Here is a 16,679-nt window from a genome sequence, read left to right as displayed (position 1 = left end):
GGTACTTTCTTGCGACGCTTGGAGTTCGGCTCGAAGACGCGGCGTCGTGCGGGCGCTGCCGTGAAGAATACTTCCCATAATGCATCCTCTTCCTGACGACTCAGGTTCAATGATGCACCATCACACTCAGGGACTACACACCTAGAGCCATTCAGGGTTAAATTAAGGACGGTCTGCCGGAGCAGGTTTCGTCAGGGCGCGATCCACCGAAGCAGCCGCCGTCCACAATATGCCGCAGCCAGCAACACCGCCGCGAAGCCGGTAACCGTCACCATGCTGCCGGGATGCAAGGGAACATTCCTCCACACCGGGCGAACGACATCCGCAGTGTTGAACGCCTCACCGCTGAACTCGCAGGTGATCAGCGCCAGACCGCGCAACACCATGCCGGCGTCGATCGCAGAGACGATGGCCTCCGCCTCGTCCGCCTCCGCGCCCATGTTGCGCATCGACAGGAGCACGGCCTTCGTTGCCGCGAGGTAGGCGTGCGAGCATTCATTGAATGGACTGGCCTCGTCGGTCACCCCGCCCGGCATCTTGCCCCAGAGACAATAGGCATGCTGGATCTGCGCATAGTTCAGCACGCGTCGGAACGGCTCGTTCGTGTCCGTGGCACGCGCCGCGAGATCAATGATCCGATCGCGATACTCCGCCATCATGACCATTTCGCCATGTGAGATCTCGGCGATCGCGATGCCGCTTTGGGAACCGCTGCTGCTCCGCTGGTGCGCGTCGGCCGCGACGGACCAAAGCTGCAGGACAGCAATCATGGCTACAAGAAAAATGGGACGCCGACTGGTCATCTCTGAGGACAGGCTCCGGATTGCTCCGGAGCCTTCTCCGATCAATGGAAGACCGACGCGCGAGCGCTGAGCCTGGGTGCGGCACCGAGCTTGCGCTCGGCCAGAGCACCAAAGGCCAGGCCAAGAACGCCCCATAGGATGGCGTGCATCCCGATCGTGGTCGTACGGAAACGCCAGAGAACCATAGCCGAATAGTTCTCCGGAACCTCGTTGATCGGCGGCAGCAGATACTGCACGAGGCCGATGAAACCGACATAGGCCAGACCTGCCGCGATTGCCGCATTCCACATACCGAACCGCGGCGTGAGGCGGCGTGCAAGCGCAATTGCCGCTACAAGCGCAGCGATCGAAACGACGATCATCAGGAAAAACAGCTCGGTCCTGACGCCAATGGTGTCGGGATTGCCGACTGCCGGCGGATTGGCCGGATATTTTATGTTGGGTACGATCACGATAGCGACAAACGCAGCAGCGGCGATGACGGCACAGGTCCCGCGGGCGCTCAGATTGCTGAACCGCCCCTGGATAAAGGCGAATACGAGGGCAAACAGGCCGCCGACAGCAATGCTGTAGGCCATTACACCGGTTAAGAGGCCAAGGCCCGCCTGCGTGGCGCGGCTGACGATTTCAGGCTCAGCAGTTTCACCCGCCGCCTGGGCGGCCGCCTCCTCGAACGCGATCGCCTGGTCGACAAGCGGCTCGCCGAAAGTATGCGCAAAGGCGAAAACGAGGACGCCAGCGACCACCCCCGCGAGCATGCCGCGAAGCAAAAGATTTCCAACCATGTCCGGAACTCCCTTAGTGGCAGGGAAAGCCGAGGAGATGCCGGCCGTCATGCACGAACTCGTGCACGTACATACCGTTGAAAAGCGCCATCGCGCCCTCTTCGGTACCGACGAAATAGATGGCGATGAGCATCAGTAGACCGCCGAAGATGGCCCAAGGCAAAAGCTCGCCAACCGGAATCGGAGCCGGTGCGGCGACGGGCGCAAAAGTAGTGTCAGACATGTATTCCTCCTGGAATGACGCGTTCAGTCGAGAATCGTTGCGTGGCAGGGTCTGACTTCCAGTCCGAGGTATCCTCATCCTGATCACAGTGGCGCGACCGCACCGGAATTTCACCGGTTTCCAAACCCACAACATCACCGTTATATCTGCCGTTTCGAACCTGTCAACGAAACTTCATGCAGCGGCGGGCCACGCTCCCCGATATCCGGAGACAACGAACGTGATGACGCGCCTTACCTGGATCTGCCACGGCCCGACGGCCGCCAACCGCGAGGCGCGCTTCCCGCAGGACGAACCGCTGAATGAAAAGGCAATCATTGCCACACGGGCAATCACCCCACGCCTGCGGCACGCCGACAGCGTCTTCGCCAGCCCGACGCTGCGCGCGCGGCAGACGGCCGGCGCGCTTGGCTTGCAGCCGGAAGTTTCCGAGGCGCTCGCCGATTGCGATTTTGGCCGCTGGGCGGGCCGTTCGATCGCCGAGATCCAGCAAGCGGAACCCGAGAACCTTGCCGCCTGGATGGCGCAACCGGAGGAAGCACCGCATGGTGGCGAGGCGATCGCTGCCGTGTGCATGCGTGTAAACGGCTGGATGCGCGAGCACTTGCAGTCCGGCGGTAACATCATCGCCATTACCCATGCGGCGGTCATCCGAGCAGCCATCATCGGCACGCTGAATGCCCCCCTGTCATCATTCTGGATTACCGATATCGAACCGCTCGCCGTCGCTCACATGACCAGCAACGGAAGCCGCTGGTCCCTGCGCTTCGAAGGACAAACCACCTAATTTTCAGGGCGATAATTTAGTCCAGCCTTACGCAAGCAATCGATGCGATAGTTTTTCGACCCGACACCGTCGGGCTGTCAATCCTTGCCCCAAGGAGGACTTTGCATGCCCTATGATTGGAGCGGCGCGCGGATGCGACGCACGCGTCTGCTACGTATGACTGGCGCCGGGATGCTTCTCCTGCTCGTCGTCAGCGTCACCCTTCTAACCAGACTTTGAGAACAACAGGCGAGCGACAAGCGCTCGCCTCGTTTTTCACCGCGGCTTTCGAGCCAGTTCACACGCCGTGATAGCGATTCGATAACAAGAAATCGCCCTTTGATTTCAACAAACGCTTCAGACTTCCATGATACATCAGCGCCCGGGTGGAGATGGAGTAAAGCATGCCGGTATTCTTCCAGAGCAGGGCCGGGAGGCAATGCTTGTTGGTCATGGCGTTGGGGGTAACGCTATGGCTCGTCGGTGCAATCCTGGAACTGGATAACTGTGTGGTCGCCTTCGTCGGCGCCTACGAAAGCTATGGTGCAGACAAGCTCGTCCTCGCCCTTGGCATCGGCGGGGCGATGAGCTTCGTCTATTCGATCCTGCGCATTGTCGATTTGCGCAAGGAGATGGAGCTGCGGGCCACCGCTCAGGCCAAGGCCGACTGGACAGCAACCCACGACCACCTCACCAAACTTCCCAACCGCTATGCGTTCGAACGGAAAGTCCTGCCGCGAAGGACGAAGACCGACGTCGAAGGTGACGAGTGGGAGCAGAACGTGACAATCTTCTCGATAGACCTCGATGGCTTCAAGAAGGTCAATGACCTTGTCGGCCACAATGGCGGCGACGCCCTTCTGATCGAGGTGGCAAAACGGATCTGCGCAATCGGAAACGCGGACTGCGTCTATCGCTTCGGCGGCGACGAGTTCGTCGTCGTTGCGCTTGGCCTCTCCTCCCGCCATGAAGAACGCTTCGCGCGTTTGCTCATTCAAGCCGTAACACGGCCCATTCACATCAACGGGTTCGCGGTCGAAGTCGGCGCCAGCGTCGGCCACGATCGCTGGGAGCAGGGTCAAGAGCCGCTCGAGGACGCGGCCCACCGAGCCGACCTCGCCATGTACGAGGCGAAGTCACGCGGCCCCAACCACCACATGGTGTTCGAAGCCTCGATGCAGGACAAGGTGGCAAAGCGCGCGACGCTGGAATCCAAGCTGCGCGTCGCAATTCAGCAAAAGGCCATCCGCCCCTTCTATCAACCGTTGATCGATCTCAAGAGAGGCACGGTCTGCGGCTTCGAAGCGCTCGCTCGCTGGACGGACGAAGAAGGCGTCGCCATTCCGCCGCCGGAGTTCATCGGCATTGCCGAAGAGACCGGACTGATCACCGAGCTTTTCGAAGACCTTCTGGCGCAGGCCTGCGGAGACGCCCTGGCCTGGGACGACCACGTTACCCTCTCCTTCAATGTCTCTCCGGTGCAAATGGAGGACAAGCTGCTGGCCTCGCGCATCTTCAAGGTGTTGTCGGCAAATGGTCTTCCGCCAAGTCGTCTGGAGATCGAGATCACCGAAAATGCCCTGATCCAGGATCCGGCGGTTGCCGCAATCATCCTGGATGAACTCCACGATGCAGGCGTTCAGATCGCGCTTGACGATTTCGGCACCGGCTACTCCAGCCTCGCCCAGCTCGCCCGCTATCGCTTCGACAAGATCAAGATCGACAAGAGCTTCATCGCAACGTACCGCGATGATGAGCGTCAGGAAAAAATCATCCGCGCCATGCTTGGGCTCGGGCGCAGCCTCAACATACAGACCACCGCCGAGGGCATCGAAGAGCATCGCCAACTCGGCCACCTGCTTCAACTCGGCTGCGATGTCGGACAGGGCTATCTCTTCGGCAAGGCGATGCCCGCCGAAGAAACGCGCTCGTTCGCCCTTGACCGTCACGAGACATTGGCCAACGGATAAGCGCTCCGCACTCCTCTCCAGTAGTCCTCTACATCAGAACTTCGTAATGGACCCGTTCAGACAGGGCCACGTTCGCTCACGCAGCATGGACCGCGATCACCGATCGGACCTAGCCCGATCGGTGCGCAAAGTGAGTGGACCCTTGTCATAGGAGAGGGATTTATCGCGCATTTTCGTATCGCTGCCGCCTCGGCGGCCTTCATTGGTCTTGCAGGGGTGGCGTCGCCCCCCGATCTTATGAGGGGGCGGCCGCGGTTGTACCAGCAGCCCCAGTTTTCACCTGGAACGGCTTCGATGCCAGTTCTCAGGGTGGACCGCCGGAGCCGGTCTCGACTACGCCTTCACGTACAACATCTTCGGGCGCGTGGAATGTCGTTACAACGACTACGGCAGCAAAGTCCTTTTGGGCATAGACACCGTTTTCAATCAGAAGGTTGTTACCGTCGGCGTTGGCTTCAGATTTTGAGACTGCTCAACGATGAAATGACCAAGCCCGGACATACGCCCGGGCTTTGCTTCTCTGAACTGAGGCTGGTCGCCGTGTAAGATAAGCCTTAGTGGTGGTTTCCACCACCCTGGTTTCCACCACCCTGGTTGCCGCCACCCTGGTGGCCACCACCCTGGTTGCCACCGCCTTGGTTGCCACCACCTTCGTTACCGCCACCCTGGTTACCGCCGCCTTCGTTACCGCCACCTTGGTTGCGCAGCACTCAGCCGATAGGATGTTTTCGACGCGGACCTTGGCAGCTTTCGCAGCGTTCACGCTTGTTTTCACAGCGTTTTCTGGTGAGAGCTATGCAGGATCCGCCCTGCGCGCATCAGGCGCCATTGGAGCGCCGATAGGCTTCCCCTCGGCTTGCACGCGCTATACTTGGCTTTGCCATGGCAACGGCGGCCACGAGATGACCGACGAGAAGGCTATGCCTTTGCTTCAAAAGGTGAACAGGCAGGTCAACGCTGGCGACGGACGCACAGACATCGGGGAAATCCGAATACTGGTCGCTTCCCATCAACAACAAAGGCGACTGCGAAGACTATGCCCTACTGAAGCTGAAAACCTTGCTGGGCGCCGGCTTTGCGTCGAACAAACTGGCGCTTTCGGTTGTCATCGATCGCCGCGGCAACAACCATGTCGTCCTGCTGGCCCGACTGAGATCCGGCGATTATGTTCTCGACAATCTTGCAGGCAAAGTAAAACCCTAGGCAAGCACGGGATATACTTTTCTGGCAAGCCAGAACTTCAACGACAGAAGCGCCTGGCAAGTAACGCTGGCCGGCCCGAGAGCGGACCAATATTCCGGAACGTAGAGCGCTGCGAGCAATTCTCCGCTTGCCGGCCGGCCGCGAGCCTTCGCGACGATGCAAGGGCTAGTGGACGGACGGGTCCTCTTCCTCCAGAAATGTTCGGATCCCCTCGCGTGCGATCGTCGCCAGGAACTCATCAAAGGCCTCGCGATCGGTCGCGAAGGGCTCTTCCCATTCGATGAGATCCTCGTGCTGGGTCACCACTTCCATTTTCCAGTCGCCATTCGTACCCGCCGGACGGAAGATGTCGACGAGCACGGTCACGCCATCATCGGTAAACTCACCGGCAAGCTCGGAATGTTCCAGTTTCGGCTTCTTCGCCATTCTCAAATCCGATCCGTGATTTTCGCCGAGCAGTCTAAGCGACAATGATGACAACAGCGCAGACCCATGGTGCACAGGGGTAAGCAACGGAGAAAGGCCCGCAGCCAAGGTTTATGGGAAAGTCCACAGAAGAAAATGCGTCATTTGACTGGTAGCGGAGGAGGGATTTGAACCCCCGACACAAGGATTATGATTCCTCTGCTCTGACCTACTGAGCTACTCCGCCACTGGTCAACGGTGCCGTTCGCGATGCGCTCGGCCCGTGGGATGAGCGGCTTATAAGGTGCGCTTCGGCTTTGTGTCAAGCGCATGATCGAGAAAATACCACAGGCTTTTTCAGGCCGCGACCGGGCTGGCCAACAGCGCCTTCAGCGAAGCTTCCGCCGCCGGTTCGCGCTCGGAGCGTTCGATGAAACCACCGCCATACACGCGGGCGTCGTCGCCGGGTGCCGAATAGAGCGCACAGGCCTGGCCCGGCGCAACGCCAGCCTCGCCAACCGCGAGGTCGACATAGATGCCGGTCGCATCGGCATGCAAGACGGCAGGCGTCGGCGCGCGCGTCGAGCGAACCTTGGCAAAGCACACGAAGCCCTCGCCCGAAGCCGCCTCGACAAGCGGCTCGTCACCCAGCCAGTTGACATCCCGCAAATAGACGCGGTGCGTCTCCAGCGCCTCCTTCGGCCCGACAATGACCCGGCGCGAGCGGGCATCGAGATAGACGACATAGAGCGGCTCGCCGGTGGCGACGCCGATGCCGCGGCGCTGGCCGATCGTGTAGTGCAGGATGCCTTCATGCTGGCCCAGCACGCGGCCGTCGAGATGGACGATCTCGCCTGCGAGTGCCGCATTCGGCTTCAGCTTGTTGATGATGTCGGAATATTTGCCCTGCGGCACGAAACAGATGTCCTGGCTGTCGGCCTTCTTGGCGACGACAAGCCCCATCTCTTCGGCAAGCTTGCGGGTTTCTGCCTTGGGCAGACCGCCGAGCGGAAAGCGCAGGTAATCGATCTGTTCCTGCGTCGTCGCGAAGAGGAAGTAGCTTTGGTCGCGATCGGCATCAGCAGGGCGATAAAGGGCGCGGCGACCGGGATTGCCGGGGGCCGGATTGGCGCGGGAGCGAATGTAGTGGCCAGTCGCCAGCGCGTCGGCGCCAAGCTCCTTGGCCGTTGCCAGGAGATCCGCGAACTTGACCGTCTGGTTGCACGAGACGCAGGGGATCGGCGTCTCGCCGGCCACATAGCTTTCCATGAAGGGGTTGATCACCGTATCCCGGAAGCGCTTTTCGTAATCCAGGACATAGTGAGGAATACCGAGCGTTTCGCAAACGCGACGCGCATCGTCGATATCCTGGCCGGCGCAGCAGGAACCGGCACGGTGAACGGCCGCGCCGTGGTCGTAAAGCTGCAGCGTAATGCCGAGCACGTCATAGCCCTGGCGCTTGAGAATGCCTGCCACCACGGAGCTATCAACGCCGCCGGACATGGCGACGACAACGCGGGTATCTTCCGGCCTCTTGTCAAAATCCAGTGTATTCACGGGTGGCTGCCAATTCTAAGCTTGTTGCGGTCCGCCCATCTGAGCCGGCGGATTTCCTGCGTCCGAGCGGGATCGGCCGCCGGACTTTCGTGGCGAGGATATAGAAAGGATTGGGGTCCGGCGCAAGAGGAAGCAAGTTTCATCACTCGCGCCGCCCTGGTTCGCAGCGCGGCTCGATCAGGACGACGCGATCAGCCTCCACGCCATTCCGGCAGCAGCACATCCAAGCAGTGTGGGGATCACCGACATCCTGAACCGGAAGATCGCAACCGCTGCGGCAAGGCTGAGAGCCAGCGACGGCAGGGCGAGCGACGACCAGACCGGCAGTTCGACCCATAGTGGACCGAACTGATGGACGCGAGCCTCGACAAATAGAAAGTGCAGACCGAACCAGATGGCGAGGTTCAGTATCACACCCACCACGGCAGCGGTGATCGCCGACATTGCACTTGCGAGCGCCGCATTTCCCCTGAGCTTTTCAATGAAAGGCGCACCGAGAAAAATCCAGAGGAAGCACGGCACGAACGTGACCCAGGTCGTCAGCATCGCCGCCAGCGTGGCTGCGGTCATCGGATCGAGGCCAGCCGGGTCGCGATAGGCGCCCATGAACCCGACGAACTGTAGAACCATGATCAGCGGCCCCGGCGTCGTCTCGGCCATGCCGAGTCCATCTAGCATCTCCGTCGGCCGCAGCCAGCCATAGTGCTGCACCGCCTCCTGCGCGACATAGGCGAGGACGGCGTATGCGCCGCCAAAAGTCACCACGGCCATTTTGCTAAAGAAGATGCCGATCTGCGTGAACACATCATCTCCGCCACGGAAGACGTAGAGCAGCAGAAGCGGCCCGAGCCAGAGTGCCAGCAACACAGCCGAGATCTTAAGCGACCACACCAGGTTTGGCCGCGCATGAACCGGCGTTTCCTCACCAAGCGCGGAGTCGGCATCGGCAAGGATGTGACCCGCCGCAGTTTTGTGGCCATTACCCACCTGGAAGAGCCTTGAACTGGATTTGGAACCGAGGAAGCCTGTTATCGCCGCCGCCAGAATGATGAGCGGGAATGGGACGTGGAGCACAAATATCGCGAAGAATGCCACTAGCGCGATAACGACCATCGCGGGATTTTTGAGCGCCCTGCCCCCGATCCGAATGACCGCTTGCACGACGACCGCAAGCACGGCGGCCTTGAGGCCGAAGAACATGCCTTCGACGGCCTCGACGTTGCCAAATATCACGTAGACGTAGCTTAAGGCCAGGATGGAGAGGAAGCCGGGCAAGACGAAAAGGATGCCGGCCACAAGGCCTCCTGCCGTCCTGTGCATGAGCCAGCCGATATAGATGGCGAGCTGTTGCGCCTCTGGCCCGGGTAACAGCATGCAGTAGTTGAGGGCGTGCAGAAAACGGTGTTCGCCGATCCACTTCTTTTCGTCGACGACGATCCTGTGCATGACGGCGATCTGCCCGGCCGGGCCGCCGAAACTCAACGCCGCCACGCGCAACCAGACGCGAAGGGCCTCGCCGAAGGAGACACCGTGACCCGTCCCGCCCGTCGTGTCGTCGGCGGGCCTGTTCGTGGCAAGATTGGTCATCTAACTTCCCTTCTTCGCCGAGGGCCAGTTGTGCGTTTCGTCGGTCGCGTCGCGGCACCATCGGTAGAAGGCATCGTAAAGGGTCATACCGGCCTGCAATTGCTCGAGGTCATCGGCAAACATCCGCGAGAGCCCGAGCGAAGCCGCCAGCAATCCCGCTGCTTCGGGTGCGAGATCGAGCCTTGCGGTGTCGGCAGCCCGGACGATCGTCGCAAGCCTGAGGAGCGGCTGGGATTGAAGGGTGAACTCCTCCAGCATGATATCGAAGGAGCAACGCTCGCCACGATGGCTCCAGAAGACATCCTCGATGTCGAACGGTGTTGCGCCGAACCGGTCGGCGACCATCAGCACTTCAGCGGTGGGAACGAACAGGAAGACAGCCGATGGATCGACGAAGCGGCGGATCAACCAGGGGCAGGCGATACGGTCGATCTTCGGGCGCGCGCGCGTGACCCAAACCGTCCGCCCCTTCGCGTCCCGCGGCGGCAGCTTATCGTCCGGCACGGCGAGACCGCCTGCCTTGATCCATGCCTCGAACCCGCCTTCCAGTGTTTCGGCCTGCGTACCCATGACGCGAAGATGCGCGGCAACGCCGTGGCTAAGCTTGGCGCCGTGGTGGCAGACAATGACGGCCGGACCGTGGATTTCGGCACCCCACTCCTCCACATCCTTGAATGGCTTGCGGATCGATCCGGGAATGAGACGAGAATCTGCGGAAAAGTCCTCGTCATTGCGCACATCGATCAAGACAGGCGCACCCGGCGTGCCGATGAGGCGGTTCAGTTTGTCGGCTGAGATTTCGGTGAATGACGGCATCGCGCGTCCTCCGTTTTAGCGGCTTCGTTGGACGCGACTCTTCGGCTGGCGCCTCGTGGGGTGATCGCGACCCCATGGACCATATGATCCACGCGTGAATCGGCTATGTCAACATTTTCCGCCTGCTTGCGCTGCCGGCAAACAATTGAGATGTAACGATTGATCCCGCAGCGGCTAGACTGAAGTGTCCGAGCGCACGAGGAGGACGATATCACGCTAGGCTTCGGACGCTTTTTCAGGTCGCCGTCAGATTTCAAAAGCAGAAGACCCTGGCGGGTTCGTTTGTGAAAGGTAGTTCGATATGGTCGACGTTGCCGGCTCGCGACCCGCAGCCCTGCGGGCGATCCCGAAAGGCGTCTGGGCTCTCGGCTTCGTTTCGCTGTTCATGGACATCTCCTCCGAGATGATCCACGCGCTGCTTCCGGTCTACATGGTTGCCATCCTCGGCACTTCGGCATTTGCAGTCGGCGTGATCGAAGGCATTGCCGAGGCGACCGCCGCCATCACCAAAGTGTTTTCCGGAGCGCTCAGCGATTGGCTTGGCAAGCGAAAGCTGCTCGTGGCCCTGGGCTACGGAATGGCCGCGCTGACAAAGCCAGTGTTTCCCCTGGCACCGTCGCTGGGCTGGCTCGTGACCGCGCGTTTCGTGGACCGCGTTGGAAAGGGCATCAGGGGCGCACCGCGCGACGCCTTGATAGCCGACATCAGCCCGAAGGAAATCCGCGGCGCAAGTTTCGGTCTGCGTCAGTCGCTGGACAAGGTCGGCGCCTTCCTTGGGCCGGCACTGGCCTTGGGTCTGATGTGGTGGACCGCCGACCACTATGCGACGGTCTTCTGGATCGCCGTCATACCGGCGTTCTGCTCGGTCGCGATCATCCTCTTTGTCGTCAAGGAACCGCCGCATGCCGACCAAGGGCGCGCTCGGGTGCCGCTCCGAGCCTCGGAACTCGTTCGACTGCCTGTGATCTACTGGCTGGTCGTTGCCGTCTCTGCTGTCTTCACCCTTGCACGGTTCAGCGAGGCCTTCCTCATCCTTGATGCTCAACAGATGGGACTTCCCGTCATGTTCGTTCCGATCGTCCTGATCGTCATGAACATTGCCTATGGAATCTCGGCTTATCCGGTAGGCGTCATGGCGGATCGTGTCGACAGGATAACCCTGCTGATGGTCGGGCTGGCGCTTCTCGTTCTCGCCGACCTCAGCCTTGCGTTTCTTCCCGGGCTGGCAGGCCTCGGGATTGGAGTACTGCTGTGGGGGTTCCACATGGGCTTTACACAGGGCCTGCTGGCGACCCTTGTTGCGGATGCCGCACCCGCCGAACTGCGCGGAACCGCCTTCGGCATCTTCAACCTGATTGCGGGTGTCGCTCTTCTCGCCGCGAGCGTGCTCGCCGGCGCCCTCTGGGATTGGGGCGGACACCAGATAACCTTTCTCGCCGGCGCAGCCTTTGCCTCGCTCGCCGGCCTTTCGCTGCTTCCGTTGAAAAGGCGGCTTAGAACTGCTTTATAAATCAGGAGCTTGCCCCGTCAGCGATCCACGCAGCAAAGCTGACACCTTCGAGGTAATGATTTCAGGAGCCGGTCGCGGCAAGCAAGGGAGAGGCTCCGCCGTAAATCAGGGCCTCCGCCTCGGCCTGTTGCATAGGCGTGCCAAGCAGGAAGCCTTGTACTTCGCTGAAGCCTTCGGCGCGCAATTTCCGTAACTGCTCTTCGGTCTCGATCCCTTCCGCAAGCGTTGTCGCGTTGAAACCAGAGCCGATGCCGACGACCGCCCGCACGATCGCCAAGTTACCCGGATCCGTTTCGATGCCGGAGACAAAGCTGCGGTCGAGCTTGATCTTGTCGAAGGCAAAGGCGCGCAGATAACTGAAGGAGGAATAACCGGTGCCGAAATCGTCAATGGCGATGCGGATGCCGAGTTCCTTCAACGCCCGCAAGAGCGGCAGGCTCTGCTCAACGTCGGCGAGGAAGACTGACTCGGTGATCTCGATCTCAAGGCGTTCAGGACGGAGACCGGTCTCATCCAGTACCGCAACAACGGTCGCAAGCAGGCTGTTGTGGCGAAACTGGCACACGGAGAGATTGACGGCGATCTTGAGGTGATCGGGCCAGGCCGCCGCCGCCCGACAGGCTTCGCGCAGCACCCACTCGCCGACCTGAATGATAAGGCCCGTCTCCTCGGCGAGGGGTATGAATTCCATCGGCGGGACCAGCCCTCGTACGGGATGGCGCCAGCGGATCAAGGCCTCGAAGCCCGCCAGACCATCGTCGTCAAGTTGCACGATTGGCTGGTAGTGCAGTTCAAACTGGCCCTTTAGCAGCGCCTCGTGAAGCTCGGCCGTGAGCATGTGCCTGCGCTCGGCTTCGAGGCGCATTTCAGGAAGATAAAAGCGATAGGTCGAGCGACCACTTTCCTTCGCTGCGTAGAGCGCAAGGTCCGCGTTTCGCATCAGGACATCGTCGTCCTCGGCGTGCTCCGGCGCAAGCGCAATGCCGATGCTGCAGGTGACGTGCTCGTCGACGCCATCAAGATCAAATGGGGCCGATAACGATCGGAGCAGCCGTTCGGCAAAGCGTTCAATGTTCTCACGTCGCTCCAGTCGGAGCAGCAGCGCAAACTCGTCGCCGCCGAGACGCGCGACGAGGTCGCCATCGGCGACAAGCTGCATCAGGCGCCCTGCGACCTGGCATAGCAGCGCATCGCCCGCGGCATGCCCTTTGCTGTCATTGATATGCTTGAAGTGGTCGACATCGAGGTAAAGCAGCGCCAGCGGGTTTTCCGTCGTGGCGACCGGTGCCTCCCGCTGGATATGATCGGCGAAAGAGGCGCGGTTCGGCAGGCCCGTCAGCGCATCGTGCATTGCCATGTAAGCGAGACGAGCCTCGACCGATCGCTCCTCGGTCACGTCCTGGGAAATGCCCAGGACATAGCGCGGCACGCCGCCGTCCGGTGCGGGCAGAGCCCGCTTGATCGTCCGCAGAATCCGCGGCGTCCCATCGGCGCGCTGCATCGTCTCTTCGAAGCTGATGGTTGTACCTGCCCCGAGAGCTCGGGAATCCTGCTCGCGAAAGATCGCCGTTTGCTTCTCCTCGAAAATGATGGAGTCGCTCTGACCGATGATACCTTCTGGATCGTGGCCGACGATGACCCCACACGCTTCGTTGAAAAGGATGTAGCGTCCGTCTTCTTCCATGTCCTTCACGAAGACGCCTACGGGCAGGTTGTCGACGATACTGTCCAGCATTGAGCGTGTATCGCTCACCTGCCTTTGGGCTGCGTTGACCTCGGTCCGGTCCTGCACGATCGCGAGGATCGCATCCCGTCCGTCGAAGCGAACCGCCCGTCCGTAGGTGAGCACTTCCAGGGTTTCGCCATTGGCCTTCAAATGCGTCCAGCGCTCCGCACGCTCCATATCCGTACGGGCCTGCACGGCATCGCGCATTCGCTTGCGCTCTTGCTCCGGCCTGATGTCGAGGACCGTCATGCGCGCGTAGTCCTGGCGCGAATAGCCGTAGAGATCGACGGCAGCATTGTTGACGATCAGGAAGCGAAGGCTGCCGGGTTCGTAGACCCACATCGGCGACGGATGGGTTGCAAACAGCGACTGAAAATCATCGTTCGGCGCATCGATCGGAGCAAATGCTTTCTGGAAACCGGTCATACTAGATCACAAGAAGTAATGGCAGCGGATCGACGGGTTATAGGTCGAAAAGCTAAACAAAAACAGAATCATAATTCGCACAAACTTTAGGCGCAACGCCTTTGGATTGTGCATTGCGGTATTTCTGCCTCCCCTCCCCATCAGTGATGGGCATGGCTGCACTGGCCGTGATCCGCCAGCACCTCGATGACACGGCACTGATCGACACGGCCGTGACCGCAGCCTTCCACCATCAGCTCCAGCTCCGCTTTCAGCGCCATCAGGCTTCGGATCCTCTGCTCGACTTCGATTAGGCGGGCCTTGGCGATCGCGTCTGCAGAGGCGCATGACTGGTGCGGGTCGTCCTGCAGGGTCAGGAGGGTGCGGATCGCCTCCACTTCGAAGCCAAGCTCGCGGGCATGACGGATGAAGGCGAGCCTGCGCAGATCCGCCGGCTCGTAGGAACGTTGGTTGCCTTCGCTCCGGTTCGGCTCCGGCAGGAGGCCGATGCTCTCGTAGTAGCGGATCGTCGGCACTTTGACGCCGCTTTTCCGGGAGGCTTCGCCGATCGTGATCGTTTTCATGATTTTCCTCTTGCACCTCTAGTCGCTAGAGGATGTAGGGAGGATGCTTCTGTCTGACAAGGAAGCGGATCATGGGTGAAACGGTCGAGAAACGTTACAGGGTTGGCGGCATGGATTGCGCCAGCTGCGCAGCCAAGATTGACACCGCCGTCCGACGCATCCCAGGTGTCGAAGACGTTTCTATCTCCGTGACCGCGGGGACGATGACTGTACGCCACGACGGCAGCAGCGATCTTGTCGCCATCGAAAAGAAAGTGACGAGCCTTGGCTATTCCGTCTCGCAGGTGACCGGAAGGATGCCCGTGGATACACAGCCGGCAGACCATTCCCACCATGACCATGACCACAGTAATCACGACCACGCGGGGCATAATCACGCAGGTCATGAGCATGTAGCGGAAAGAGTGCCTGACGCGCTGGAAGGGCTCCACGGTCACGAGGCCCCTATGGCCGGACCTTGGTGGCACAGCAAGAAGGGCCGGCTGACAATCTTTGCCGGCGCAGCCCTCGTTATAGCTTACGTCATCGGCCACCTCGTGCCGGCAATTGCGCCCTACGCGTTCATCATGGCAGTGCTCGTCGGCCTTGTTCCAATCGCCCGACGCGCAATCGTCGCTGCCTTCGCTGGCACGCCCTTTTCGATCGAGATGCTGATGACGATCGCGGCGGTTGGCGCGGTGATCATCCAGGCCAGCGAGGAAGCCGCCGCCGTGGTCTTCCTGTTTCTGGTTGGCGAACTGCTGGAAGGCATCGCCGCCGGCAAGGCACGCGCGAGCATCCAGTCGCTGGCGACCCTGGTCCCGAAACGCGCCTTCCTCGAAGAGGATGGCAAGACCCTGGAAGTGCCCGCCGAGAGCCTCGCCGTCGGTTCGACGATTCTGGTTCGTCCGGGCGACCGCATCGCGGCGGATGGCACCATCCTGTCCGGCGAAAGTGCAATCGACGAAGCGCCGGTCACCGGCGAAAGTACGCCCGTGCAAAAAGGCGTGGGCGACACCGTTTTTGCAGGTACCGTCAACGGCGACGCGGCTCTTCGGGCCAAGGTGACGGCAGCGGCGGCGGACAACACGATTGCGCGTGTCGTCCGGCTGGTCGAAGCGGCGCAGGAATCAAAGGCGCCGACGGAGCGCTTCATCGACCGTTTCTCTCGTTACTATACGCCCGGCGTCGTCGTGGTTGCCGCCCTTGTCGCGATCCTGCCGCCGCTTCTTGCCGGCAGCGCCTGGAACGAATGGATCTACAAGGGCCTCGCCATATTGCTGATCGGCTGCCCCTGTGCCCTCGTGATCTCGACCCCGGCCGCGATTGCCGCCTCGCTTTCTTCTGGAGCGCGCCGCGGTCTGCTGCTGAAAGGCGGCGCGGTTCTCGAGACCCTCGGCAAAGTCACTGCCGTAGCATTCGACAAAACAGGCACGCTGACGGAAGGCAAGCCGCAGGTGACCGATGTGATCGCGTTTGGAAAGGACGAAGGCGAAGTCCTGAAATATGCCGCTGCCCTTGAGACAGGATCCAGCCATCCGCTGGCGCTTGCAATCCTGGCGCGAGCAACCGCCGCCGAGATCACCCTCCCCGCAGCAAGCAACGCCAAGGCTCTGGGAGGAAAAGGCATCACCGGGACCGTCGAGGGCCAACCCGTATTCTTCGGGTCTCCCAAAGCCGCCAGCGAACAAATCCCTCTTTCATCGGATCAGGTCGCGCGCATCACGGCGCTCAACGACGATGGAAAAACAGTTTCGGTACTAATCGTCGGCGACACGCTGGCAGGAGCCATCGCCATGCGTGACGAACCGCGCGATGACGCCGAGCCCGGCCTTGAGAGATTGACCGAGGCAGGCATCAAGACTGTCATGCTAACGGGTGACAATCACCGTACCGCAAAAGCGATTGGCACACAGCTCGGCATCGAGGTACGCGCCGAACTGATGCCGGAGGACAAGCAACGCATCGTGACCGAGCTGAAGCGCGGCGGCCTGATCGTTGCCAAGGTTGGCGACGGCATCAACGACGCCCCTGCCCTTGCGACCGCCGATGTCGGTATCGCCATGGGCGGCGGCACCGATGTGGCGCTCGAAACTGCCGATGCCGCGATCCTGCATGGTCGCGTCAGCGACGTTGCGGCGATGATCGCGCTCTCCAAGCGCACCATGCGCAACATCGTCCAAAACATCACCATCGCGCTCGGCCTGAAGGCGGCATTTCTCGTGACCACCATCGCAGGCATCACTGGCCTCTGGCCGGCGATCCTGGCCGATACCGGCGCAACGGTGCTGGTCACCATCAATGCGCTGAGACTGCTGAAGCCGGCCAGGTAAGGGGTTAAGCAGGCACCGCTCTTTCGC

General features: G+C 61.0%; 14 protein-coding genes, 1 tRNA gene and 2 pseudogenes. 6 read left to right on the top strand and 11 right to left on the bottom strand.

What is annotated here, in order from left to right; all coding sequences use genetic code 11:
* Window positions 1-191 precede the first annotated feature (191 nt).
* Genes AC1DPR_RS26855 through AC1DPR_RS26845 form a run of 3 tightly spaced genes read right to left on the bottom strand, consistent with a single transcriptional unit; the run spans window position 192 to window position 1,811 of the window.
* On the bottom strand, window positions 192-803 hold the full coding sequence (locus AC1DPR_RS26855) for a hypothetical protein (RefSeq protein WP_018859238.1): 612 nt from the start codon (window positions 801-803) through the stop codon (window positions 192-194).
* 41 nt (window positions 804-844) lie between these two features.
* A complete protein-coding gene (locus AC1DPR_RS26850; RefSeq protein ID WP_018859237.1) occupies window positions 845-1,588 on the bottom strand; it encodes a CbtA family protein in 744 nt (247 codons plus the stop codon).
* Between the two features lie 13 nt (window positions 1,589-1,601).
* Window positions 1,602-1,811 carry a CbtB domain-containing protein gene (locus AC1DPR_RS26845; protein ID WP_018859236.1) on the bottom strand — a complete coding sequence of 70 codons (210 nt, stop codon included), beginning with the start codon at window positions 1,809-1,811 and terminating at the stop codon, window positions 1,602-1,604.
* 223 nt (window positions 1,812-2,034) lie between these two features.
* Between AC1DPR_RS26845 and AC1DPR_RS26840 the strand changes: the two genes are divergently transcribed.
* The 3 genes and pseudogenes from AC1DPR_RS26840 to AC1DPR_RS26830 all read left to right on the top strand — a co-directional run.
* Window positions 2,035-2,598 carry a histidine phosphatase family protein gene (locus AC1DPR_RS26840; protein WP_113471098.1) on the top strand — a complete coding sequence of 188 codons (564 nt, stop codon included), beginning with the start codon at window positions 2,035-2,037 and terminating at the stop codon, window positions 2,596-2,598.
* Window positions 2,599-2,981: 383 nt separating this feature from the next.
* On the top strand, window positions 2,982-4,547 hold the full coding sequence (locus tag AC1DPR_RS26835; protein WP_026372054.1) for a putative bifunctional diguanylate cyclase/phosphodiesterase: 1,566 nt from the start codon (window positions 2,982-2,984) through the stop codon (window positions 4,545-4,547).
* Window positions 4,548-4,848: 301 nt separating this feature from the next.
* Window positions 4,849-5,013 (top strand): annotated as a pseudogene (locus AC1DPR_RS26830) (outer membrane protein); the annotation flags it as partial.
* Between the two features lie 88 nt (window positions 5,014-5,101).
* Here the strand turns inward: AC1DPR_RS26830 and AC1DPR_RS26825 are convergent.
* Complete coding sequence (locus tag AC1DPR_RS26825; RefSeq protein WP_192306232.1) at window positions 5,102-5,257, bottom strand: hypothetical protein; 156 nt, start codon at window positions 5,255-5,257, stop codon at window positions 5,102-5,104.
* A gap of 12 nt (window positions 5,258-5,269) precedes the next feature.
* On the opposite strand from AC1DPR_RS26825, the pseudogene AC1DPR_RS26820 reads away from it, so the two are divergent.
* Window positions 5,270-5,855: pseudogene (locus AC1DPR_RS26820) on the top strand (transglutaminase-like cysteine peptidase).
* Window positions 5,856-5,915: 60 nt separating this feature from the next.
* On the opposite strand, the gene AC1DPR_RS26815 reads toward AC1DPR_RS26820, so the two are convergent.
* From AC1DPR_RS26815 to AC1DPR_RS26795, 5 genes are all read right to left on the bottom strand, one after another.
* Entirely contained in the window at window positions 5,916-6,176 is a 261-nt protein-coding gene (locus tag AC1DPR_RS26815) for a hypothetical protein (protein ID WP_018117109.1), read from the bottom strand.
* Window positions 6,177-6,325: 149 nt separating this feature from the next.
* Window positions 6,326-6,402: transfer RNA gene (locus tag AC1DPR_RS26810), tRNA-Met, on the bottom strand.
* A 110-nt stretch (window positions 6,403-6,512) separates the two neighbouring features.
* Window positions 6,513-7,712: a tRNA 2-thiouridine(34) synthase MnmA gene (gene mnmA, locus AC1DPR_RS26805; protein ID WP_018859230.1), complete on the bottom strand. Its 1,200-nt coding sequence runs from the start codon at window positions 7,710-7,712 to the stop codon at window positions 6,513-6,515.
* A gap of 177 nt (window positions 7,713-7,889) precedes the next feature.
* Complete coding sequence (chrA, locus tag AC1DPR_RS26800; RefSeq protein WP_018859229.1) at window positions 7,890-9,299, bottom strand: chromate efflux transporter; 1,410 nt, start codon at window positions 9,297-9,299, stop codon at window positions 7,890-7,892.
* Window positions 9,300-10,115, bottom strand: a complete 816-nt coding sequence (locus AC1DPR_RS26795) for a chromate resistance protein ChrB domain-containing protein (protein WP_113471095.1) — start codon at window positions 10,113-10,115, stop codon at window positions 9,300-9,302.
* 301 nt (window positions 10,116-10,416) lie between these two features.
* Here AC1DPR_RS26795 and AC1DPR_RS26790 point away from each other — a divergent pair, with 301 nt between their 5' ends.
* Window positions 10,417-11,625: an MFS transporter gene (locus AC1DPR_RS26790; RefSeq protein WP_477817539.1), complete on the top strand. Its 1,209-nt coding sequence runs from the start codon at window positions 10,417-10,419 to the stop codon at window positions 11,623-11,625.
* Between the two features lie 61 nt (window positions 11,626-11,686).
* On the opposite strand, the gene AC1DPR_RS26785 is transcribed toward AC1DPR_RS26790, so the two are convergent.
* Both AC1DPR_RS26785 and AC1DPR_RS26780 read right to left on the bottom strand, forming a co-directional pair.
* The gene (locus tag AC1DPR_RS26785; protein WP_018859226.1) at window positions 11,687-13,777 is read right to left on the bottom strand and encodes a putative bifunctional diguanylate cyclase/phosphodiesterase; all 2,091 of its coding nucleotides are present in this window, start codon (window positions 13,775-13,777) and stop codon (window positions 11,687-11,689) included.
* 140 nt (window positions 13,778-13,917) lie between these two features.
* Window positions 13,918-14,340 (bottom strand): MerR family transcriptional regulator, encoded by a 423-nt coding sequence (locus tag AC1DPR_RS26780; protein ID WP_018859225.1) that lies wholly within the window; start codon window positions 14,338-14,340, stop codon window positions 13,918-13,920.
* A gap of 71 nt (window positions 14,341-14,411) precedes the next feature.
* Between AC1DPR_RS26780 and AC1DPR_RS26775 the strand changes: the two genes are divergently transcribed.
* Entirely contained in the window at window positions 14,412-16,652 is a 2,241-nt protein-coding gene (locus AC1DPR_RS26775) for a heavy metal translocating P-type ATPase (RefSeq protein WP_477817538.1), read from the top strand.
* The last annotated feature ends 27 nt before the right edge of the window (window positions 16,653-16,679 follow it).

The organism is Rhizobium sp. 01T417, assembly GCF_056398905.1.
Note: the sequence above shows the minus strand (reverse complement) of the source record. Positions and strands in the feature narration are given on the sequence as shown.

Coding starts and splice junctions, on each gene's coding strand:
- AC1DPR_RS26845 (WP_018859236.1), bottom strand. CDS start 1,811: ATGTCTGACACTACTTTTGCGCCCGTCGCCGCACCGGCTCCGATTCCG.
- AC1DPR_RS26850 (WP_018859237.1), bottom strand. CDS start 1,588: ATGGTTGGAAATCTTTTGCTTCGCGGCATGCTCGCGGGGGTGGTCGCT.
- chrA (WP_018859229.1), bottom strand. CDS start 9,299: ATGACCAATCTTGCCACGAACAGGCCCGCCGACGACACGACGGGCGGG.
- AC1DPR_RS26835 (WP_026372054.1), top strand. CDS start 2,982: ATGCCGGTATTCTTCCAGAGCAGGGCCGGGAGGCAATGCTTGTTGGTC.
- AC1DPR_RS26775 (WP_477817538.1), top strand. CDS start 14,412: ATGGGTGAAACGGTCGAGAAACGTTACAGGGTTGGCGGCATGGATTGC.
- AC1DPR_RS26790 (WP_477817539.1), top strand. CDS start 10,417: ATGGTCGACGTTGCCGGCTCGCGACCCGCAGCCCTGCGGGCGATCCCG.
- AC1DPR_RS26855 (WP_018859238.1), bottom strand. CDS start 803: ATGACCAGTCGGCGTCCCATTTTTCTTGTAGCCATGATTGCTGTCCTG.
- AC1DPR_RS26815 (WP_018117109.1), bottom strand. CDS start 6,176: ATGGCGAAGAAGCCGAAACTGGAACATTCCGAGCTTGCCGGTGAGTTT.
- AC1DPR_RS26785 (WP_018859226.1), bottom strand. CDS start 13,777: ATGACCGGTTTCCAGAAAGCATTTGCTCCGATCGATGCGCCGAACGAT.
- AC1DPR_RS26795 (WP_113471095.1), bottom strand. CDS start 10,115: ATGCCGTCATTCACCGAAATCTCAGCCGACAAACTGAACCGCCTCATC.
- AC1DPR_RS26840 (WP_113471098.1), top strand. CDS start 2,035: ATGACGCGCCTTACCTGGATCTGCCACGGCCCGACGGCCGCCAACCGC.
- AC1DPR_RS26780 (WP_018859225.1), bottom strand. CDS start 14,340: ATGAAAACGATCACGATCGGCGAAGCCTCCCGGAAAAGCGGCGTCAAA.